The sequence below is a fragment of the Olivibacter sp. LS-1 genome, assembly GCF_008245145.1.
Lineage (GTDB): Bacteria > Bacteroidota > Bacteroidia > Sphingobacteriales > Sphingobacteriaceae > Olivibacter > Olivibacter oleidegradans.
Map to the genome: position 1 here is coordinate 4,180,759 of NZ_CP041643.1, position 15,636 is coordinate 4,196,394.

General features: G+C 39.0%; 14 protein-coding genes. 5 read left to right on the forward strand and 9 right to left on the reverse strand.

Annotated elements, in window-relative coordinates; all coding sequences use genetic code 11:
- Positions 1-181: 181 nt before the first annotated feature.
- Positions 182-1,963 (forward strand): ABC transporter ATP-binding protein, encoded by a 1,782-nt coding sequence (locus tag FKG96_RS17200; protein ID WP_013667259.1) that lies wholly within the window; start codon positions 182-184, stop codon positions 1,961-1,963.
- Positions 1,964-2,011: 48 nt separating this feature from the next.
- Here FKG96_RS17200 and FKG96_RS17205 read toward each other — a convergent pair whose 3' ends face one another.
- Complete coding sequence (locus tag FKG96_RS17205) at positions 2,012-2,548, reverse strand: membrane protein (RefSeq protein ID WP_013667260.1); 537 nt, start codon at positions 2,546-2,548, stop codon at positions 2,012-2,014.
- A 162-nt stretch (positions 2,549-2,710) separates the two neighbouring features.
- On the opposite strand from FKG96_RS17205, the gene ung reads away from it, so the two are divergent.
- On the forward strand, positions 2,711-3,382 hold the full coding sequence (gene ung, locus FKG96_RS17210) for a uracil-DNA glycosylase (RefSeq protein WP_130855763.1): 672 nt from the start codon (positions 2,711-2,713) through the stop codon (positions 3,380-3,382).
- Between the two features lie 31 nt (positions 3,383-3,413).
- Here the strand turns inward: ung and FKG96_RS17215 are convergent, their stop codons facing one another.
- The 7 genes from FKG96_RS17215 to pyrF all read right to left on the reverse strand — a co-directional run bounded on the left by FKG96_RS17215 (position 3,414) and on the right by pyrF (position 10,351).
- Positions 3,414-3,884, reverse strand: coding sequence for an Lrp/AsnC family transcriptional regulator (locus tag FKG96_RS17215; RefSeq protein WP_013667262.1), 471 nt, complete (start codon positions 3,882-3,884; stop codon positions 3,414-3,416).
- A gap of 120 nt (positions 3,885-4,004) precedes the next feature.
- Positions 4,005-4,424, reverse strand: a complete 420-nt coding sequence (locus tag FKG96_RS17220; RefSeq protein ID WP_013667263.1) for a SufE family protein — start codon at positions 4,422-4,424, stop codon at positions 4,005-4,007.
- Positions 4,425-4,435: 11 nt separating this feature from the next.
- Positions 4,436-5,659, reverse strand: coding sequence for an aminotransferase class V-fold PLP-dependent enzyme (locus tag FKG96_RS17225; RefSeq protein ID WP_013667264.1), 1,224 nt, complete (start codon positions 5,657-5,659; stop codon positions 4,436-4,438).
- A gap of 32 nt (positions 5,660-5,691) precedes the next feature.
- Complete coding sequence (gene sufD / locus FKG96_RS17230; protein ID WP_013667265.1) at positions 5,692-6,999, reverse strand: Fe-S cluster assembly protein SufD; 1,308 nt, start codon at positions 6,997-6,999, stop codon at positions 5,692-5,694.
- A 42-nt stretch (positions 7,000-7,041) separates the two neighbouring features.
- Complete coding sequence (gene sufC / locus FKG96_RS17235) at positions 7,042-7,812, reverse strand: Fe-S cluster assembly ATPase SufC (protein ID WP_130855762.1); 771 nt, start codon at positions 7,810-7,812, stop codon at positions 7,042-7,044.
- A gap of 67 nt (positions 7,813-7,879) precedes the next feature.
- On the reverse strand, positions 7,880-9,331 hold the full coding sequence (sufB, locus tag FKG96_RS17240; protein ID WP_013667267.1) for a Fe-S cluster assembly protein SufB: 1,452 nt from the start codon (positions 9,329-9,331) through the stop codon (positions 7,880-7,882).
- A 183-nt stretch (positions 9,332-9,514) separates the two neighbouring features.
- Positions 9,515-10,351: an orotidine-5'-phosphate decarboxylase gene (gene pyrF, locus FKG96_RS17245; RefSeq protein WP_130855761.1), complete on the reverse strand. Its 837-nt coding sequence runs from the start codon at positions 10,349-10,351 to the stop codon at positions 9,515-9,517.
- 366 nt (positions 10,352-10,717) lie between these two features.
- Here pyrF and rho point away from each other — a divergent pair, with 366 nt between their 5' ends.
- Both rho and FKG96_RS17255 read left to right on the forward strand, forming a co-directional pair.
- Positions 10,718-12,277: a transcription termination factor Rho gene (gene rho / locus FKG96_RS17250; RefSeq protein ID WP_130855760.1), complete on the forward strand. Its 1,560-nt coding sequence runs from the start codon at positions 10,718-10,720 to the stop codon at positions 12,275-12,277.
- A 142-nt stretch (positions 12,278-12,419) separates the two neighbouring features.
- Positions 12,420-13,127, forward strand: coding sequence for a phosphatidylcholine/phosphatidylserine synthase (locus tag FKG96_RS17255; RefSeq protein WP_130855759.1), 708 nt, complete (start codon positions 12,420-12,422; stop codon positions 13,125-13,127).
- A 63-nt stretch (positions 13,128-13,190) separates the two neighbouring features.
- Here the strand turns inward: FKG96_RS17255 and folK are convergent, their stop codons facing one another.
- The gene (gene folK, locus FKG96_RS17260) at positions 13,191-13,676 is read right to left on the reverse strand and encodes a 2-amino-4-hydroxy-6-hydroxymethyldihydropteridine diphosphokinase (RefSeq protein ID WP_130855758.1); all 486 of its coding nucleotides are present in this window, start codon (positions 13,674-13,676) and stop codon (positions 13,191-13,193) included.
- A 173-nt stretch (positions 13,677-13,849) separates the two neighbouring features.
- On the opposite strand from folK, the gene sppA reads away from it, so the two are divergent.
- Complete coding sequence (gene sppA, locus FKG96_RS17265) at positions 13,850-15,616, forward strand: signal peptide peptidase SppA (protein ID WP_130855757.1); 1,767 nt, start codon at positions 13,850-13,852, stop codon at positions 15,614-15,616.
- Positions 15,617-15,636: the final 20 nt, after the last annotated feature.

A 15,636-nucleotide genomic window follows, 5' to 3' on the forward strand; every position in this document is an offset into this window, starting at 1 on the left:
TCGGCAATTCTGCGCAAAAGTACTAATTTTATCGGTATCTTTTTACGAATTTAAAATCATTTCATTCAGTAAATAATTGTTTGCATTGCCATTTAATTTTAATATTAGTTAAATGCACTCAGTATAGCAATAGTTTTATCAGGATACGTACTTTTGTACGATAGGTTTAATTTTAGTCTTCATGAAGCACTTAGCTTATCTTAATAAATTTTTCTATAAATATCGTTGGCGAATGATTCCCGGTTTTATATTCGTGGTAGTATCAAACTACTTCGGCATTATACCGGCTCAAGTAATTCGTATTGCCTTTGATCTGGTTAAAGATAATATAGCTCTTTTTCAGCTATTCGATGGCTTTGAACGTCAGTCGTTGATTTATGAGATATTTGGACATAGTCTTCTTTTATTTGGTACGCTTGTTTTGGTCTTAGCACTGATAAGGGGACTGTTCCTCTTTCTTATGAGACAAACAATCATCCTGACTTCACGTCATATCGAATATGATCTAAAGAATGAAATTTATGATCACTACCAACAATTGGATATGGCTTTCTTTAAACGAAACAACACGGGAGATTTAATGAATCGTGTAACCGAAGATGTAAGTCGTGTCCGAGCTTACTTGGGTCCGGCCATTATGTACTCTATTAACACGGTTGTGCTGTCAATAATGGTCATTAGTTCTATGTTTACCGTGAACGCCAAGCTAGCTATTTACGCATTAGCTCCTATACCCGTTCTATCAGCGGTCATACTTTTTATTAATAAGCTCATCAATAAAAGAAGTGAAAAAATACAGGAGCAGCTATCCGCGTTGAGCTCTTTTGTACAAGAGACTTTCTCAGGGATCCGTGTTATTAAAACATACAGTCGTGAGCAGGATAAGAAAAACAGCTTTGCAAAAGAAAGCAACGATTACAAAACTGTCTCCTTATCATTAGTGAAAGTTCAGGCTGTATTTTTTCCGCTTATCTTACTTCTCATTGGTTTAAGTACGATTATAACTATTTATATTGGAGGTATCGAGGTCATGCGTGGTAGCATATCATCCGGAAACATTGCAGAATTTATTGTTTATGTTAATCAATTAACATTTCCTGCAATGTCACTTGCCTGGGTGACTTCATTGGTGCAGCGAGCGGCAGCTTCGCAAAAACGGATCAATGAATTTTTAGATACTTCTCCTCGTATAAAATCGCAAACCGGCGGGAAAGAGGAGTTTAGAGGAGATATTGAATTTAGAAACGTATCTTTCACCTATCCGGATACAGGAATTACTGCACTAAAAGAAGTATCTTTTAAGGTTAATCCAGGAAAAATTTTAGCGATCATTGGCAAAACAGGATCGGGAAAATCCACCATTGCACGACTTTTAATGCGTATGTATGATACTTCTTCCGGTACTATTCTTGTCGATGGGATACCCATACAGGACTTAAACCTAAACAGCTATCGGAGCACAATAGGTTTTGTTCCGCAAGACGTTTTCCTTTTTTCAGATACGATAGCAAAGAACGTCGCTTTTGGGCTGGATCAACTGGATATGGCGAAGGTAGAGGAGGCAACAAAAAAAGCAGCCGTGTATGACAATATCATGGAGTTCGAAAAAGGTTTTGAGACAGCTATCGGAGAAAGAGGAATCACCCTTTCGGGAGGACAGAAACAGCGTGTTTCGATAGCAAGAGCAATTACAATAAACCCTAAAATACTAATTTTTGATGACTGCCTATCAGCGGTAGACACCAAAACAGAGGAAAAAATTCTTCAGAATTTAGGTACGGTTATGCGTGACAGAAGCGCCATATTTATTGCGCATCGTGTTTCTACCATCAAGAACGCAGATCATATCTTGGTAATGGAAAACGGTCAGATAATAGAAGAAGGTAAACACACAGAACTTCTGGCTGCTAAAGGCAGTTACTTTGAGCTATACGAAAAACAGCTACTGGAGGAAGAAGTTTAACCAACAGTAGCTGCTCTTAATTCGCTTGGGTATCTGGCGTCTTGTTTACTAACGGAATCGCATCTGCTGCTTGTCAAGCATACCCATTTGATCTTTCATCATTTTAATCTGATCGGCTAGCAATTTATTTTTATCAGCTTTTTTAGCCTCTTGAAGTAATTGTGTAGCTTCCCGCTTATTTCGCTTGGCCATGGCGATGCCCGCCAGGCTTAATTTAGCCAATGCTACGTTATGATCCATCTGCATGCCTAAGCTAAGTGCCTTCTTGAAATATTTTTCTGACTGTAATGGAGCGGATCGCGACTCAATTAGTCCAATGAGTAAATGATAATACCCATGCTGAGCACGAATCAACTGTTTCTCATAATTAGTGATTTTATTTAGCCAAGTTTTTGCTTTGTCCATATTTTCCTTTCGTAAGTAAAATTGCGCAATCAGCATATTTTCGTTAAAAAAGAAAGTGACAAAAACAACTATAGCCAAAAGAAGTGCTAATACTCCCCACGGCCAGTGGCCAAATACAAATAGACTGACAGCTGCTCCCAACAAAAGGAAAGCTATAATAATACGAATGAAATTTGGCATATCTTTACTTTATGAATGTATTCATTATAATGCTGCAAATATCCGTTAATTTATGGGTTTTAACAAAAAATTATCCGTTAAAATCTGTTGTTAAATCCGGTCTATAGGACGTGCAAACGACTATTGTATTGTATATAATGTCAATTTTAGCTAAGTTTGAGCATGAGTATAGCCCTTGAAAAAAGCTGGAAAGAAATTTTAGAACCGGAATTTTCCAAAACCTATATGAGCGAGTTACGAAATTTTTTGAGGACAGAGCAAGCACAATATCAGGTATTTCCGCCCAATAAACTTATATTCAATGCCTTTGAACACACACCCTTTTATGAAGTGAAAGCCGTTATCTTGGGGCAAGATCCTTATCATAATATCGGACAAGCACATGGATTGTCTTTTTCGGTTCAACCAGGCATTGCAATCCCTCCATCGCTACGGAATATGTATATCGAATTAAGTAATGATATTCCAGGTTTTAAGATTCCCAATCACGGTACACTGACCAAATGGGCTGATCAGGGTGTACTGCTCCTTAATGCGGTAATGACGGTGCGAGCACACATGGCAGCATCTCATCAAAAAAAAGGATGGGAAGTTTTTACGGATACCGTAATTAAGGAACTCGCACAACGAAGAGAAGGAATTGTTTTTATATTATGGGGAAATTACGCTAAACAGAAAGTGAAACTGATCGATTCCTCCAAACATTTGATTATAACATCAGCCCACCCTTCGCCGCTATCTGCACACAATGGATTTTTTGGCAGTAAACCCTTCTCAAAAACCAATGACTATTTAGAAAAACACGGAAAAACGCCAATTGACTGGCAGGTGTAGACCTAGTAGATTGTTATGCAAAAAATCGATCTTAGTATTCCATTGGTACGATCGGTTCTTTTTTAGACGTTGACATAATCATCATCGTTTGAAAGGTTTTCACACATGGTATCCGACTAATCTTTTCCATAATCAACCGCTCGTAAGATTTAATGTCCTTGACATAAACCTTTAAAATAAAATCACATTGCCCGGTGACGTGATGGCATTCGGTCACTTCAGGTATACTTTTGATCGCTTCAACAAATTCAGGGATTGAATTGTGTGTATGAAAATCCAATTGTATTTGTATAAAGGATTTAATGCCCAAGCCTAGAAGCTCTTCATCCACCAAGGCATGGTAGCTTTTGATATAGCCCGCATTTTCAAGTTTTCGAACCCTTTCCAGTGTTGGTGCCGGTGACAAACCGATATTGGAAGAAAGTTGTAAGTTGGTTATTCTACCGTTTTCTTGGAGTAATTTAATAATCTTTAAATCAATTCTATCTGGTTCAAAAGCCATGGCTAACAGTTTTAGCGTAAAGTTAACAAATAACCAAATAAAATTTTACAATATTGATTTTTTTATTTCAAAGATTAGGTATTCAATAGTACATTTAATACGATGGAAAATGAGTGCCAATTAACGTTTAGCATTTAGGGCAAGCGCGTACAATTTCATTTGCTTTACCATCGCCACCAACCCGTTAGCACGAGTAGGTGACAAATGTTCTTTTAATCCGATTTCATCTATAAAATAAAGATCGGCACTCACAATATCTTCTGCACGCTGTCCGGATAAAACTTTGATCATTAAGCTAACAAGTCCCTTAGTAATGATTGCATCACTATCGGCCGTAAAAAAGACTTTGTCGTCTACATACTGTGCATGCAACCAAACGCGAGACTGGCATCCTTTAATCAATAAATCGTCAACTTTATGGGACTCGTCGATTAAAGGCAGCTCCTTCCCCAATTGAATAATATATTCATATTTAGCCATCCAATCCTCGAAAAAAGAGAAATCTTCTATCAATTCGTCCTGTATTTCCTTAATTGTCATATCAACCATCGTTATAGCAACATAGAAGCGGCTCTTTTTACAGCGCTTACCAACAGATCTATTTCTTCCTTTGTATTGTACATTGCAATGGAGGCACGCACCGTGCCAGGAATCCCAAACCGCTCCATTAAAGGTTGTGTGCAATGATGACCAGTACGAACAGCAATGCCCAACTTGTCTAAGATAACGCCCACATCGTACGGATGCGCACCATTCACCAGAAAAGATATCACGCTGGATTTCTCTTTCGCCGTACCTATAAACCGGATTTGATCAATTTCCGACAAAGCTTTAGTCGCATATTTAAGCAGTTCCGTTTCATAAAGCGCAATCTGACTCAAGCCAATCGTCTTTATATAATCTACGGCTGCCCCCAAACATATTCCCGCTTCGATATTGGGTGTACCCGCCTCAAATTTAAATGGTAGTTCGTTATAAATCGTCTTTTCAAACCTAACCTCTTTAATCATATCACCCCCTCCTTGATAAGGCGGCATCTGATCCAACCATTTTTCCTTTCCGTACAAGACCCCCACGCCGGTTGGACCGTACATCTTGTGTCCTGAAAAAGCGAAAAAATCAACATCTAAAGCTTGTACATCCACATGTAAATGTTGTATGGCCTGCGCACCATCAACCAGCACGGGAATGCCATGATCATGCGCCAGCTTTGTAATCTCTTTTATTGGGTTTAAAGTTCCGAGCGTATTTGATACGTAGGTTATGGAAACAAGCTTTACTCTTTCGTTGAGCATAGCCTGATAAGCGCCCATATCCAATTCTCCTTCATCATTTATGGGAACTACACGTAGCTTCGCGCCCTGCTCTTCGCATAACATTTGCCAAGGCACAATATTGCTATGGTGTTCCATGGCCGAAATAATAATCTCGTCCCCTTCTTTTACAAATTGCTTTCCATAACAATGCGCAACCAAGTTGATGCTGTGCGTAGTCCCATTGGTTAAAATAACCTCATAATCTTGCGCTGCATTTATAAATTCAGAAAGCTTTCTCCGTGTGACCTCATAAGCATCTGTTGCCAGCTGACTTAAGTGATGAACACCCCGGTGCACATTACTATTGATTTGTGTATAATAATCAGTAATAGCATTAATTACCGATTGTGGCTTCTGCGTAGTCGCTCCGTTATCCAGATAAACCAAGGGGTACCCATTTACCTTCGTTTTTAATATAGGAAAATCAGCTCTTATACTATGAATATCGTAATGTGTCAAAATCAGAAATTTAAAGTAAGACCGAAAACTTATTACTCAATAATTAGGCCCTGTTCGATTAGATGATCAACGTAAGCTCTTACATTATCATTGCTGAACTTTTCCGTTACATCAAAGGCAAAAGCATGAACCAAGAGCACTCTTGCACTCGCTTCGCCAATACCTCTTGCTTTAAGGTAAAATAAAGCTTCATCATCGAATTGTCCCATGGTACAACCGTGACTACATTTTACATCATCTGCAAATATTTCTAATTGCGGTTTGGTCAGAATACTTGCTTTATCACCAATTAACATGTTGTTATTCTGTTGAAAAGCATTGGTTTTCTGAGCGTCGGGTTGTACAAAAATCTTGCCATTGAATACTGCCGTTGAGGTATCTTGTGCAATATTCTTGTACCATTCATAGCTTTCACAATGAGGCATTCGATGGTCAACAATAGTATGATTATCCACCAGTTGATCTTTAGCGGTAAGCGTTACCCCGTATAAATGACTTTCTACCGATGTATCGTCTAAACGGACATTAATATTGTTTCGAACGAATGAAGATCCAGGAAATGAACAATTATAGTTGTTGTACAAGCTATGCTTAGCTTGTTTAACCTCTGTATGGTTAAGGTATCGAGACTTTTCGCCGGAAGTCTGTAAATAATAATGTTGGAGATGAGCATTCTCGTTCAAAACAAGTTCGGATACTGTATTGTTCAGACTTATCGTGCTACCATTTGCAATAAAGGATTCGATAATCTCTGCTTCAGCGTTTGGGTCTAAAACAAATAAATTCCTTGTTTGGTTAAAAATAGCTTCACTTGAAGATGCAACATGAATAATTTGAATGCTCTTTTTTAAAGCAATATTTTGACCTATGTGGATATAGAGTCCCCCCTCATGAAGAGCTGTATTGAGCGCAACTAGTGGATTATCTGTTTTATCTGCGTATTTTGCAAAATGCGCAGCGAATAATTCATTATTCGCTACATCTTCAATAGCACTCACAAATATGCCTGGTTCTGTAATAACATCAGAAAGGTCTTTGCGATAGCGCCCATTCACTAATATGAGTCGATAAGCGTCCAAACCTTTTATAATCGCTTGACTCGTATCTACATTTTTTCCCGGAATGGCGTCATTTAATAGATAATGCTGATTGATTAAAGGTTGCAGATTCGTGTACTTCCAATCTTCCGCCTTCAGCGTAGGAAAGCCCCAATCCTTAAAACGGGCAAAAGCCTCCTTACGTAGAGAGACTTGCGGCTCCTGGTATCCCTTTAAGGTTAGCCTCTCTTCAAAAAAAGTAACTAATTGATGATATAATGAACTTGAAACTTGTGTAATCATTTGTTAATTATCATAAAAGGATGAGAAAATAATCGCTATAACCTAAATGGCAGCATTCTCTTCTGCATCCACACTTTCTTTTAACCAGTCGTAACCCTTCTCCTCCAGCTCGAGTGCTAGTTCTTTCGTTCCGGATTTTACGATTTTTCCTTTATATAGTACATGTACAAAATCAGGCACTATATAGTCCAAAAGGCGTTGATAGTGCGTAATAACAATAAAAGCATTATTCTCTGAACGCAAATGATTAACACCGTTCGCCACAATGCGAAGCGCGTCGATGTCTAAGCCTGAATCTGTTTCGTCCAAAATAGCCAGCTTTGGTTCCAGCATGGCAAGTTGAAAAATTTCGTTACGCTTTTTCTCTCCACCTGAAAATCCTTCATTTAACGACCGGTTAGCCAATTTAGCATCAAATTCAACAAGCTTTTGCTTTTCTTTAACCAACTTTAAAAATTCTTTCGCTTCCATTGGGGCTAGTCCCTTATAGGCCCTGATTTCGTTAACGGCCGTTTTTAAAAAGTTGATATTAGAGACACCTGGAATCTCAACCGGATACTGAAAAGCCAGAAAAAGCCCTTCCCGTGCTCGATCCTCGGGAGATAGCTCCAGTAAATCCTTGTTATCTAACCTAACTTCCCCGCCGGTTACCTCATAAGCTTCCTTACCGGCTAAAACCGAAGCCAACGTGCTTTTACCCGAGCCATTCGGCCCCATAATAGCATGCACTTCACCCGCTTTAACTTCTAAATTTAATCCTTTTAAAATCTCTTTATCATCTACAGATGCCTGTAGGTTCTTTATACTTAACATATCTTCATCAATTCAAATCTCGCGATTTGCTATTTGTTTTTTATATTAACAATATTTACAATACTCTTTATCCAACACTACCCTCCAGTGAAATTGCCAGCAGCTTTTGCGCCTCCACGGCAAATTCCATTGGTAATTGGTTAAGAACCTCCTTAGCATAACCATTAACAATCAGTCCAACGGCTTTTTCCGGATCAATACCTCGTTGTGTAAGATAGAATATCTGATCTTCCCCAATTTTTGAGGTAGTAGCCTCGTGTTCCAATTTCGCTGTTTTATTCTTTGCTTCAATGTAAGGAAACGTATGAGCTCCACATTTATCGCCAATTAATAAAGAATCACACTGCGTAAAGTTTCGAGCTTTTTCGGCACCTTTACCTATTTGAACCAGGCCTCGGTAACTATTTTGACTAACACCGGCGGAAATGCCTTTAGAAACAATTTTACTGCGTGTGTTTTTACCGATATGATACATTTTACTTCCGGTATCTGCTATCTGATGGTTTCTTGTCAAAGCAACGGAATAAAATTCTCCTACAGAATTATCGCCCTTCAAAATTACACTTGGATATTTCCATGTAATCGATGAACCAGTCTCAACCTGTGTCCAAGAGATCTTGCTATTATCACCTTTACAAATTCCTCTCTTGGTTACAAAGTTGTAGATACCTCCCCGGCCTTCTTTATCTCCGGGATACCAGTTTTGTACAGTGCTATATTTTATCTCTGCGTTTTCAAGTGCAATTAATTCTACAACGGCAGCGTGCAACTGGTTTTCATCCCGCATTGGGGCGGTACATCCTTCCAGGTAACTCACATAACTTCCTTCATCGGCAATTATTAGCGTACGTTCAAATTGCCCTGTGTTCTGCGCATTAATCCTAAAGTAGGTGGAAAGCTCCATTGGACAATTTACGCCCTTTGGTATATAGACAAAAGATCCGTCGGAAAATACAGCGGCGTTTAAAGCCGCATAAATATTATCGGTTTGTGGCACTACTGTTCCCAGGTACTGCTTTACCAAATCGGGATGTTCTTTTACCGCCTCTCCAAAAGAACAGAATATGACGCCATATTCTTTCAATTTTTCCCTAAAGGTTGTCTTTACTGATACACTATCAAAAACAGCATCTACAGCAACGACACCTGCCAACACCTTCTGTTCATCTAGGGGAATTCCCAATTTTGCGAAAGTATCCAACAATTCGGGGTCAACCTCATCCATGCTGTTTACCTTCGGTTTTTCCTTTGGCGCAGCATAGTAAGATATATCCTGAAAATCAACTTTGGGATGCTCAAAGTTTTGCCACTTAGGCATTGTCATTTTTTCAAAATGCCTTAAGGCCTTTAACCTCCAGTCAAGAAGCCAAGCAGGCTCACCTTTTTTTGCAGAAATGAAGCGTACTGTTTCTTCGGATAGACCCTTTTTAGCGATATCCATCTCGATATTGGTAGTAAAACCATATTTGTACTCCTCTACCGCGAGTTCTTGCAATATATTATCGTCTTTCGTACTCATTTCATTATCGATTTCGCTTCGTACTTCTCTTCTCCTTTAGAAGCGATTGCCATTAATTAATTTGCAAAGTTACAATTTGAAGAGCAATTATTCGAGCATTTACCGGCTCTTTTACGGCAAATAAATAATCTCAATGTAAATTAATGACGGTGGTCATTTTCCCTTCGCAGCTTTTTACTTTCTTTAAATTAGTATACCGATTTTTTGTAATTCCTGTTCCATTTCAATTTGCAATTTTTGGGCCTCCTCTCTTGCCCTTTCAGCGAAATCACTACCATTGCTCGCGTAAATAATTGATCTGGTAGCATTTACCAACAAACCACATTCCTTATTCATTCCAAACGCACACACTTCTTGCAAACTGCCACCTTGAGCACCGATCCCCGGCACTAGCAGAAAATGATCGGGTGCTATCCGTCGTATATCCTTAAAATATTCCCCTCTGGTGGCTCCTACGACATACATTACCTGTTCACTGCTTCCCAGAGCATTAACCTTTTCAATAACATGTTCAAACAACCTTTTACCACTTAAATCAGCCAAAAACTGGAAGTCCAAGCTTCCTTTATTTGATGTTAAGGCCAGCACGACCGACCATTTACCCGGATACTCCAAAAAAGGGCTAATCGAATCTTCTCCCATATAAGGTGCAACAGTTACCGCATCGAATTCCAGACCGGACACCTCCTTTGAAAAGAACGTCTTAGCATACATATCTGCTGTGTTTCCTATATCGCCACGTTTGGCATCTGCAATATTTAAGCAACTTTTCGGAATGATCTCACACGTACGCTGTAGGCTCCGCCAACCCTGAGCGCCCCTGCTCTCATAAAAAGCAATATTGGGTTTATAAGCGACACATAGATCAGCAGTTGCCTCAATAATACGCTTATTAAATTCAAAAATGGGATCTTCCAAGTCCAATAGGCAACTTGGTATTTTCTCGATATCCGTATCTAAGCCAACACACAAAAAAGAGCGTTTCAGTTTAATCTGCTCTATTAATTGCTTACGAGTCATATAAGGGGAAAAATTATTAGGAACATGTAAAAAAACACGACAAATTTAGCTATATTTGTCGGCATATACAAAAGACTTTGCAATTGAGACCTTATCACTTTTTTAATGGTGTTCAATATAAAAGGGCACTAAATTGAACAATTTTAACAAGACATATTGATCTCTATTTTTATTTTTTTTCGTTTTTTTTTTGAATTTTCAATTCTTATGCATACAATTGCAGCGGAATCTCAAAATTTACCTATCCGTTAAAGGAGAATCATTAGTCCTTCAGCGAAAAATTTAAACTTATCAATCGAGTTTTTATATGGGTAAATTTCTGTTAAACACAAGCATAAAAATCCTTATTACACATAACGACATTTGATGAATATTAATGAATTGAACGCTAAGCTCGTGTCTGAGCTACGTGAAATTGCAAAATTAATCGGTATTGCAGATGCTGAAAAGTTGAGAAAACAAGAGTTGATCAACAAAATTATTGCTACAGACAATGAAAAGCCTGCAGAAGAAGAAGCGATGGCGGACATTCTTGAAAAAGAGGAAGAATCCGGTGAAACGAAACATCGTAAACGGGTCAGGACCTCTGTAAAACAGGCCGAGCCTATAGAGATAAGAAAAAAAGTAGAGAAAGAGCCTGTCTTGGCTACGGCTATAAAAGATGAACCTAGCAAAGAAAAACTTGCTTCATCTGAAAACCGTCCACAGCGCACTGATCGCAGAGCGAGCAGCTCAACTCCCTCCTCTACAACCCCACCTCAAACAAAAACGGAAACTGCTCCGGCATCGACACCCGCTTCTAATCTTGATTTTGACAATGTGATCGTCAACGAAGGCGTATTAGAAATCATGCCTGATGGCTATGGCTTTTTACGCTCGTCTGACTATAACTACCTGACATCACCCGACGACATTTATGTCTCACAATCACAGATAAAGCTTTTCGGGCTTAAAACAGGCGATACTGTCAGAGGAAGTATTCGCCCTCCGAAGGAAGGCGAAAAATATTTTCCTTTGGTGCGTGTAGAAGCCATTAATGGCCAAATTCCCGCAGAGGTAAGGGATCGGGTTCCGTTTGATTATTTGACACCGCTATTCCCTACTGAGCGTTTGAAGCTCTATACCGATGCAGGAAACAATTCGACCCGCATCATGGATTTGTTTACGCCTATTGGAAAAGGGCAACGCGGCTTAATTGTAGCGCAACCAAAAACCGGTAAGACAGTTTTATTGAAAGAGGTGGCAAATGCCATAGCAAAAAATCACCCAGAGGTTTATTTGATCATTTTATTAATCGACGAACGTCCGGAAGAGGTGACTGACATGGCTAGAAGTGTTCGGGCAGAGGTGGTGTCTTCTACTTTTGACGAACCGGCTGAACGACATGTTAAAATCGCCAATATCGTGCTCGAAAAAGCAAAGCGTATGGTCGAATGCGGTCATGATGTTGTCATTCTGTTAGATTCGATTACCAGGCTGGCTCGCGCTTATAACACAGTTGCTCCTGCTTCCGGAAAAATTTTATCGGGAGGTGTGGACGCTAATGCCTTGCATAAACCGAAAAGGTTCTTTGGAGCAGCTCGTAATATTGAGCATGGCGGCTCGCTTACTATCTTAGCTACTGCCTTGACCGATACCGGCTCCAAAATGGACGAAGTGATTTTTGAAGAGTTCAAGGGTACAGGTAACATGGAATTACAACTCGATCGGAAGTTGGCTAATAAGCGTATATTCCCGGCTATTGATATTACTGCATCGAGTACACGTAGAGACGATTTGTTAAACGACAAGGAAACACTTCAACGTATATGGGTGCTTAGAAATCACTTAGCGGATATGAACTCCACAGAAGCTATGGAATTCTTGCTAGCTCAAATGCGTGGAACAAGATCAAATGAAGAGTTTCTTATCAGCATGAACGGCTAGAAACGGATAATCGTACAATTAATTGATAAACAAAGCTTTCTTACTTTATAATAGGTAGGAAAGCTTTTTTGTAACACTTTATGAAGACACTGCCAAAATCATATTTTTTCTAAGCATTTGACGGGAGTGAAAGAAATGACGCATGAAACAACATATACCTAATACGATTACAAGTTTTAATCTGTTCAGTGGGTGCATAGGTGTCGTACTAGCTTTTGAAGGACAGTTGATAAATGCGGGGTACGCTATTATCATAGCCGCAATTTTTGATTTCCTCGATGGCATGGCGGCTCGTCTATTGAAAGTAAACTCTCCGGTAGGTAAAGAGTTGGATTCACTTGCTGATATGATTAGCTTCGGTTTTTTACCGTCTGTTATTGTCTTTATGATGCTGGAGACAAACCCGGCGATAGAATACGGCGGTTCGTGGATCAAATATTCGGCTTTTTTGTTAGCCGTTTTTTCTGCGCTACGTTTAGCGAAATTCAATTTAGATAGCAGGCAAACTTCTATTTTCATAGGTCTTCCTACTCCTGCCTGTGCATTGTTCATCCTATCGCTTCCACATATCGCCTTAAGCAAAGATCCGATAATCAGTGCCTATGTGCAGCATCCGGTTATTTTGCTTGCTTTAATACTTGCTTTAAGTTTTTTATTGGTGGCGGAAATCCCGCTCATGTCGCTAAAATTTAAAGATTTACAATTGCGCACCAACCTTCATCGCTATATCCTTCTTTTGGTCAGTGTAATATTGCTTTTTTTATTTCAACTAACGGCCATTCCGTTCATCATTATTTTCTACTTGGTATTGTCACTTATGCAATATAATAAGCTTACTCAAGAGTTATAAATTGAAAAACGACTCGATTTTCAATTTATCTTTGCTCAGATTTGATGAAGTTTAATCGTAAAGTCATTTTTCAAGCCGCCTTACCGACAGGTTATCATCTAATTTTTCATATAAATCAGCTATCCCCATTCTGTAGGAAGGGTGCATTAGCCCAGGCGCTATTTCAACAAGGGGAGTTAGTACAAACCTCCGTAAATGAAGCAACGGATGAGGGATTTTCAAATTAAGGGTATCTAAGATGATTGCATCATAAAATAAAATGTCAATATCGATTAGTCGAGCCTCCCACTTTGTATTTCTTTTCCTTCCAAGCGTCTCCTCAATCGCGAGGATTTCTTTTAGCGTTTGTTCAGGGGTTAAAATCGTATTGACTTTGAGCGCCTGATTTAGGTAATTCGGTTGGTTGTTTACCCCCCAAGCAACTGTCTCATAAATTGCGGATTGATCAATAACGTTTCCTACTCTACTTTCAATTAATTGAATGGCTTTAGTTAATTGCTGTCTGCTGTCTCCTAAATTTGAACCCAATATCAGATAAACTGTGTGCATAAACAAACTTAATCAAAATGACATTGATATCCAATTATGGTTTTGACGGTACTCCGATGATCGATTGAGCTTCTATACCAATGATTACTTATTTTGCATTTCATGTAACAATACAGCACCTTATTTGTCTTATAGCAGTGTAAACATTTAAATTTCAGACATAGAAAACATACATGAAGCAATTTTTCAAATTTGTATTTGCCTCCATGCTTGGAGTATTTTTATCAACGATCATCTTTTTCTTCGTTGCTATTGCCATTATGGCCGCGATAATAAGTGCTGCCAGTTCAGACAAGGCAGTAGAAATAAGTGAAAACTCCATTCTACGCGTGTCTTTAAATTACGCCATTAAAGAACGTACAGACAGAAGTCCCTTTAACAATGTTAGCCTTCCGTCTATGAATTCGGAAAAATATATTGGTTTAGATGAGATATTGCTTCGAATTGATGCAGCAAAAAATGACAATCGAATAAAAGGTATTGTACTCGATATGGACGGTATCGGTGCAAGTTTTGCCACACTTCAAGAGATTAGAGATGCATTGCTCAAATTTAAAGAATCAAAAAAATTCATATTAGCTTACAGTGAGGGGTATTCAATGAAGGGATACTACCTTGCTTCAACAGCTGATAAGGTTTATTTGAACCCGGAAGGGTCGGTCGACTTCCGCGGAATGGCAGCGCAGCTTCCATTCTTTAAAGGCACACTTGAAAAACTGGGCATTGAAGCACAGGTAGTGAAAGTAGGTACTTACAAGAGTGCGGTAGAGCCTTTTATATTAGATAAAATGAGCCCGGCAAACAAAGAACAGGTCAACTCCTATCTTAATTCTTTATACGACTATTACCTTGGCAATGTGTCCAAATCACGGAATATACCTATGGATTCCTTGCGGAACATTGCCGACAACTACAGTGGAAGAGATGCCGAGAAGGCGCTGAACGCAAAATTAGTTGACGGGTTGAAATATAAAAATGAAATAATAGATGAACTAAAAGTTAAGTTGTGCATTGATAAAAAGAAGAAGATCAAGTCAATAAATATTGAAGATTATACTTCTCCAAAAACAGAAGAAAACGGTTCGCAAAATCGGCTAGCTGTAGTCTACGCAGTAGGTGATATCGTTTCCGGTGAGGGTTCTGATGAGCAAATTGGTTCGGAAAGAATTTCGAGAGCGATTAGAACAGTACGTGAAGATGATAAAGTTAAAGCAGTTGTGCTTCGTATCAACTCTCCGGGTGGAAGCTCGTTGGCTTCTGATGTTATTTGGAAAGAAGTTGAACTGACAAAAAAGGTAAAACCTATTATCGTATCAATGGGCGACGTTGCAGCTTCGGGTGGTTACTATATTGCCTGCGCCGCCGATTCCATTTTTGCTCAACCGAATACCATTACAGGTTCAATCGGTGTGTTTGGTATTATTCCAAATTTACAGAACTTTTTCAACAACAAATTGGGAATTACGTTTGATGAAGTAAAAACAGGAAAATATGCTGACCTAATGAGTGTTAATAGACCACTTACAGCGGACGAGCGCGACCTTATTCAACAAGAAGTAAACAAGACGTACGATACCTTTACAAAAAAAGTAGCTAACGGTAGAAAAATAAGTCAAAGCCAAGTAGATAGTATCGGTCAAGGACGGGTATGGACGGGTGCACAAGCGGCAAAAATTGGTTTAGTTGATCGTTTAGCCAGTTTCAATGAAGCTATTACAGCTGCAGCTCGTAAAGCCAAATTGAAAGACTATAAACTGGTGAGCTACCCTGCCATGAAAGATCCTTTAGAAGCTTTTCTCGGTTCTTCCAGCGATAAGCTGAAGACTTGGATAATGAAGAAAGAAATGAATGAAGGCTACCTTCTTTACGAACAAGCAAAGCAGGTTATGCAACAAAGCGGTATACAGGCAAGATTACCGTATATGATTAATATTCATTAAATCTTACCGTGCGCAACCAA

Excerpts from the sequence above, each read along its gene's own strand:
- FKG96_RS17200 (WP_013667259.1), top strand. The coding sequence starts at position 182 with ATGAAGCACTTAGCTTATCTTAATAAATTTTTCTATAAATATCGTTGG.
- FKG96_RS17205 (WP_013667260.1), bottom strand. The coding sequence starts at position 2,548 with ATGCCAAATTTCATTCGTATTATTATAGCTTTCCTTTTGTTGGGAGCA.
- ung (WP_130855763.1), top strand. The coding sequence starts at position 2,711 with ATGAGTATAGCCCTTGAAAAAAGCTGGAAAGAAATTTTAGAACCGGAA.
- FKG96_RS17215 (WP_013667262.1), bottom strand. The coding sequence starts at position 3,884 with ATGGCTTTTGAACCAGATAGAATTGATTTAAAGATTATTAAATTACTC.
- FKG96_RS17220 (WP_013667263.1), bottom strand. The coding sequence starts at position 4,424 with ATGACAATTAAGGAAATACAGGACGAATTGATAGAAGATTTCTCTTTT.
- sufD (WP_013667265.1), bottom strand. The coding sequence starts at position 6,999 with ATGATTACACAAGTTTCAAGTTCATTATATCATCAATTAGTTACTTTT.
- sufC (WP_130855762.1), bottom strand. The coding sequence starts at position 7,812 with ATGTTAAGTATAAAGAACCTACAGGCATCTGTAGATGATAAAGAGATT.
- sufB (WP_013667267.1), bottom strand. The coding sequence starts at position 9,331 with ATGAGTACGAAAGACGATAATATATTGCAAGAACTCGCGGTAGAGGAG.
- pyrF (WP_130855761.1), bottom strand. The coding sequence starts at position 10,351 with ATGACTCGTAAGCAATTAATAGAGCAGATTAAACTGAAACGCTCTTTT.
- rho (WP_130855760.1), top strand. The coding sequence starts at position 10,718 with ATGAATATTAATGAATTGAACGCTAAGCTCGTGTCTGAGCTACGTGAA.
- FKG96_RS17255 (WP_130855759.1), top strand. The coding sequence starts at position 12,420 with ATGAAACAACATATACCTAATACGATTACAAGTTTTAATCTGTTCAGT.
- folK (WP_130855758.1), bottom strand. The coding sequence starts at position 13,676 with ATGCACACAGTTTATCTGATATTGGGTTCAAATTTAGGAGACAGCAGA.
- sppA (WP_130855757.1), top strand. The coding sequence starts at position 13,850 with ATGAAGCAATTTTTCAAATTTGTATTTGCCTCCATGCTTGGAGTATTT.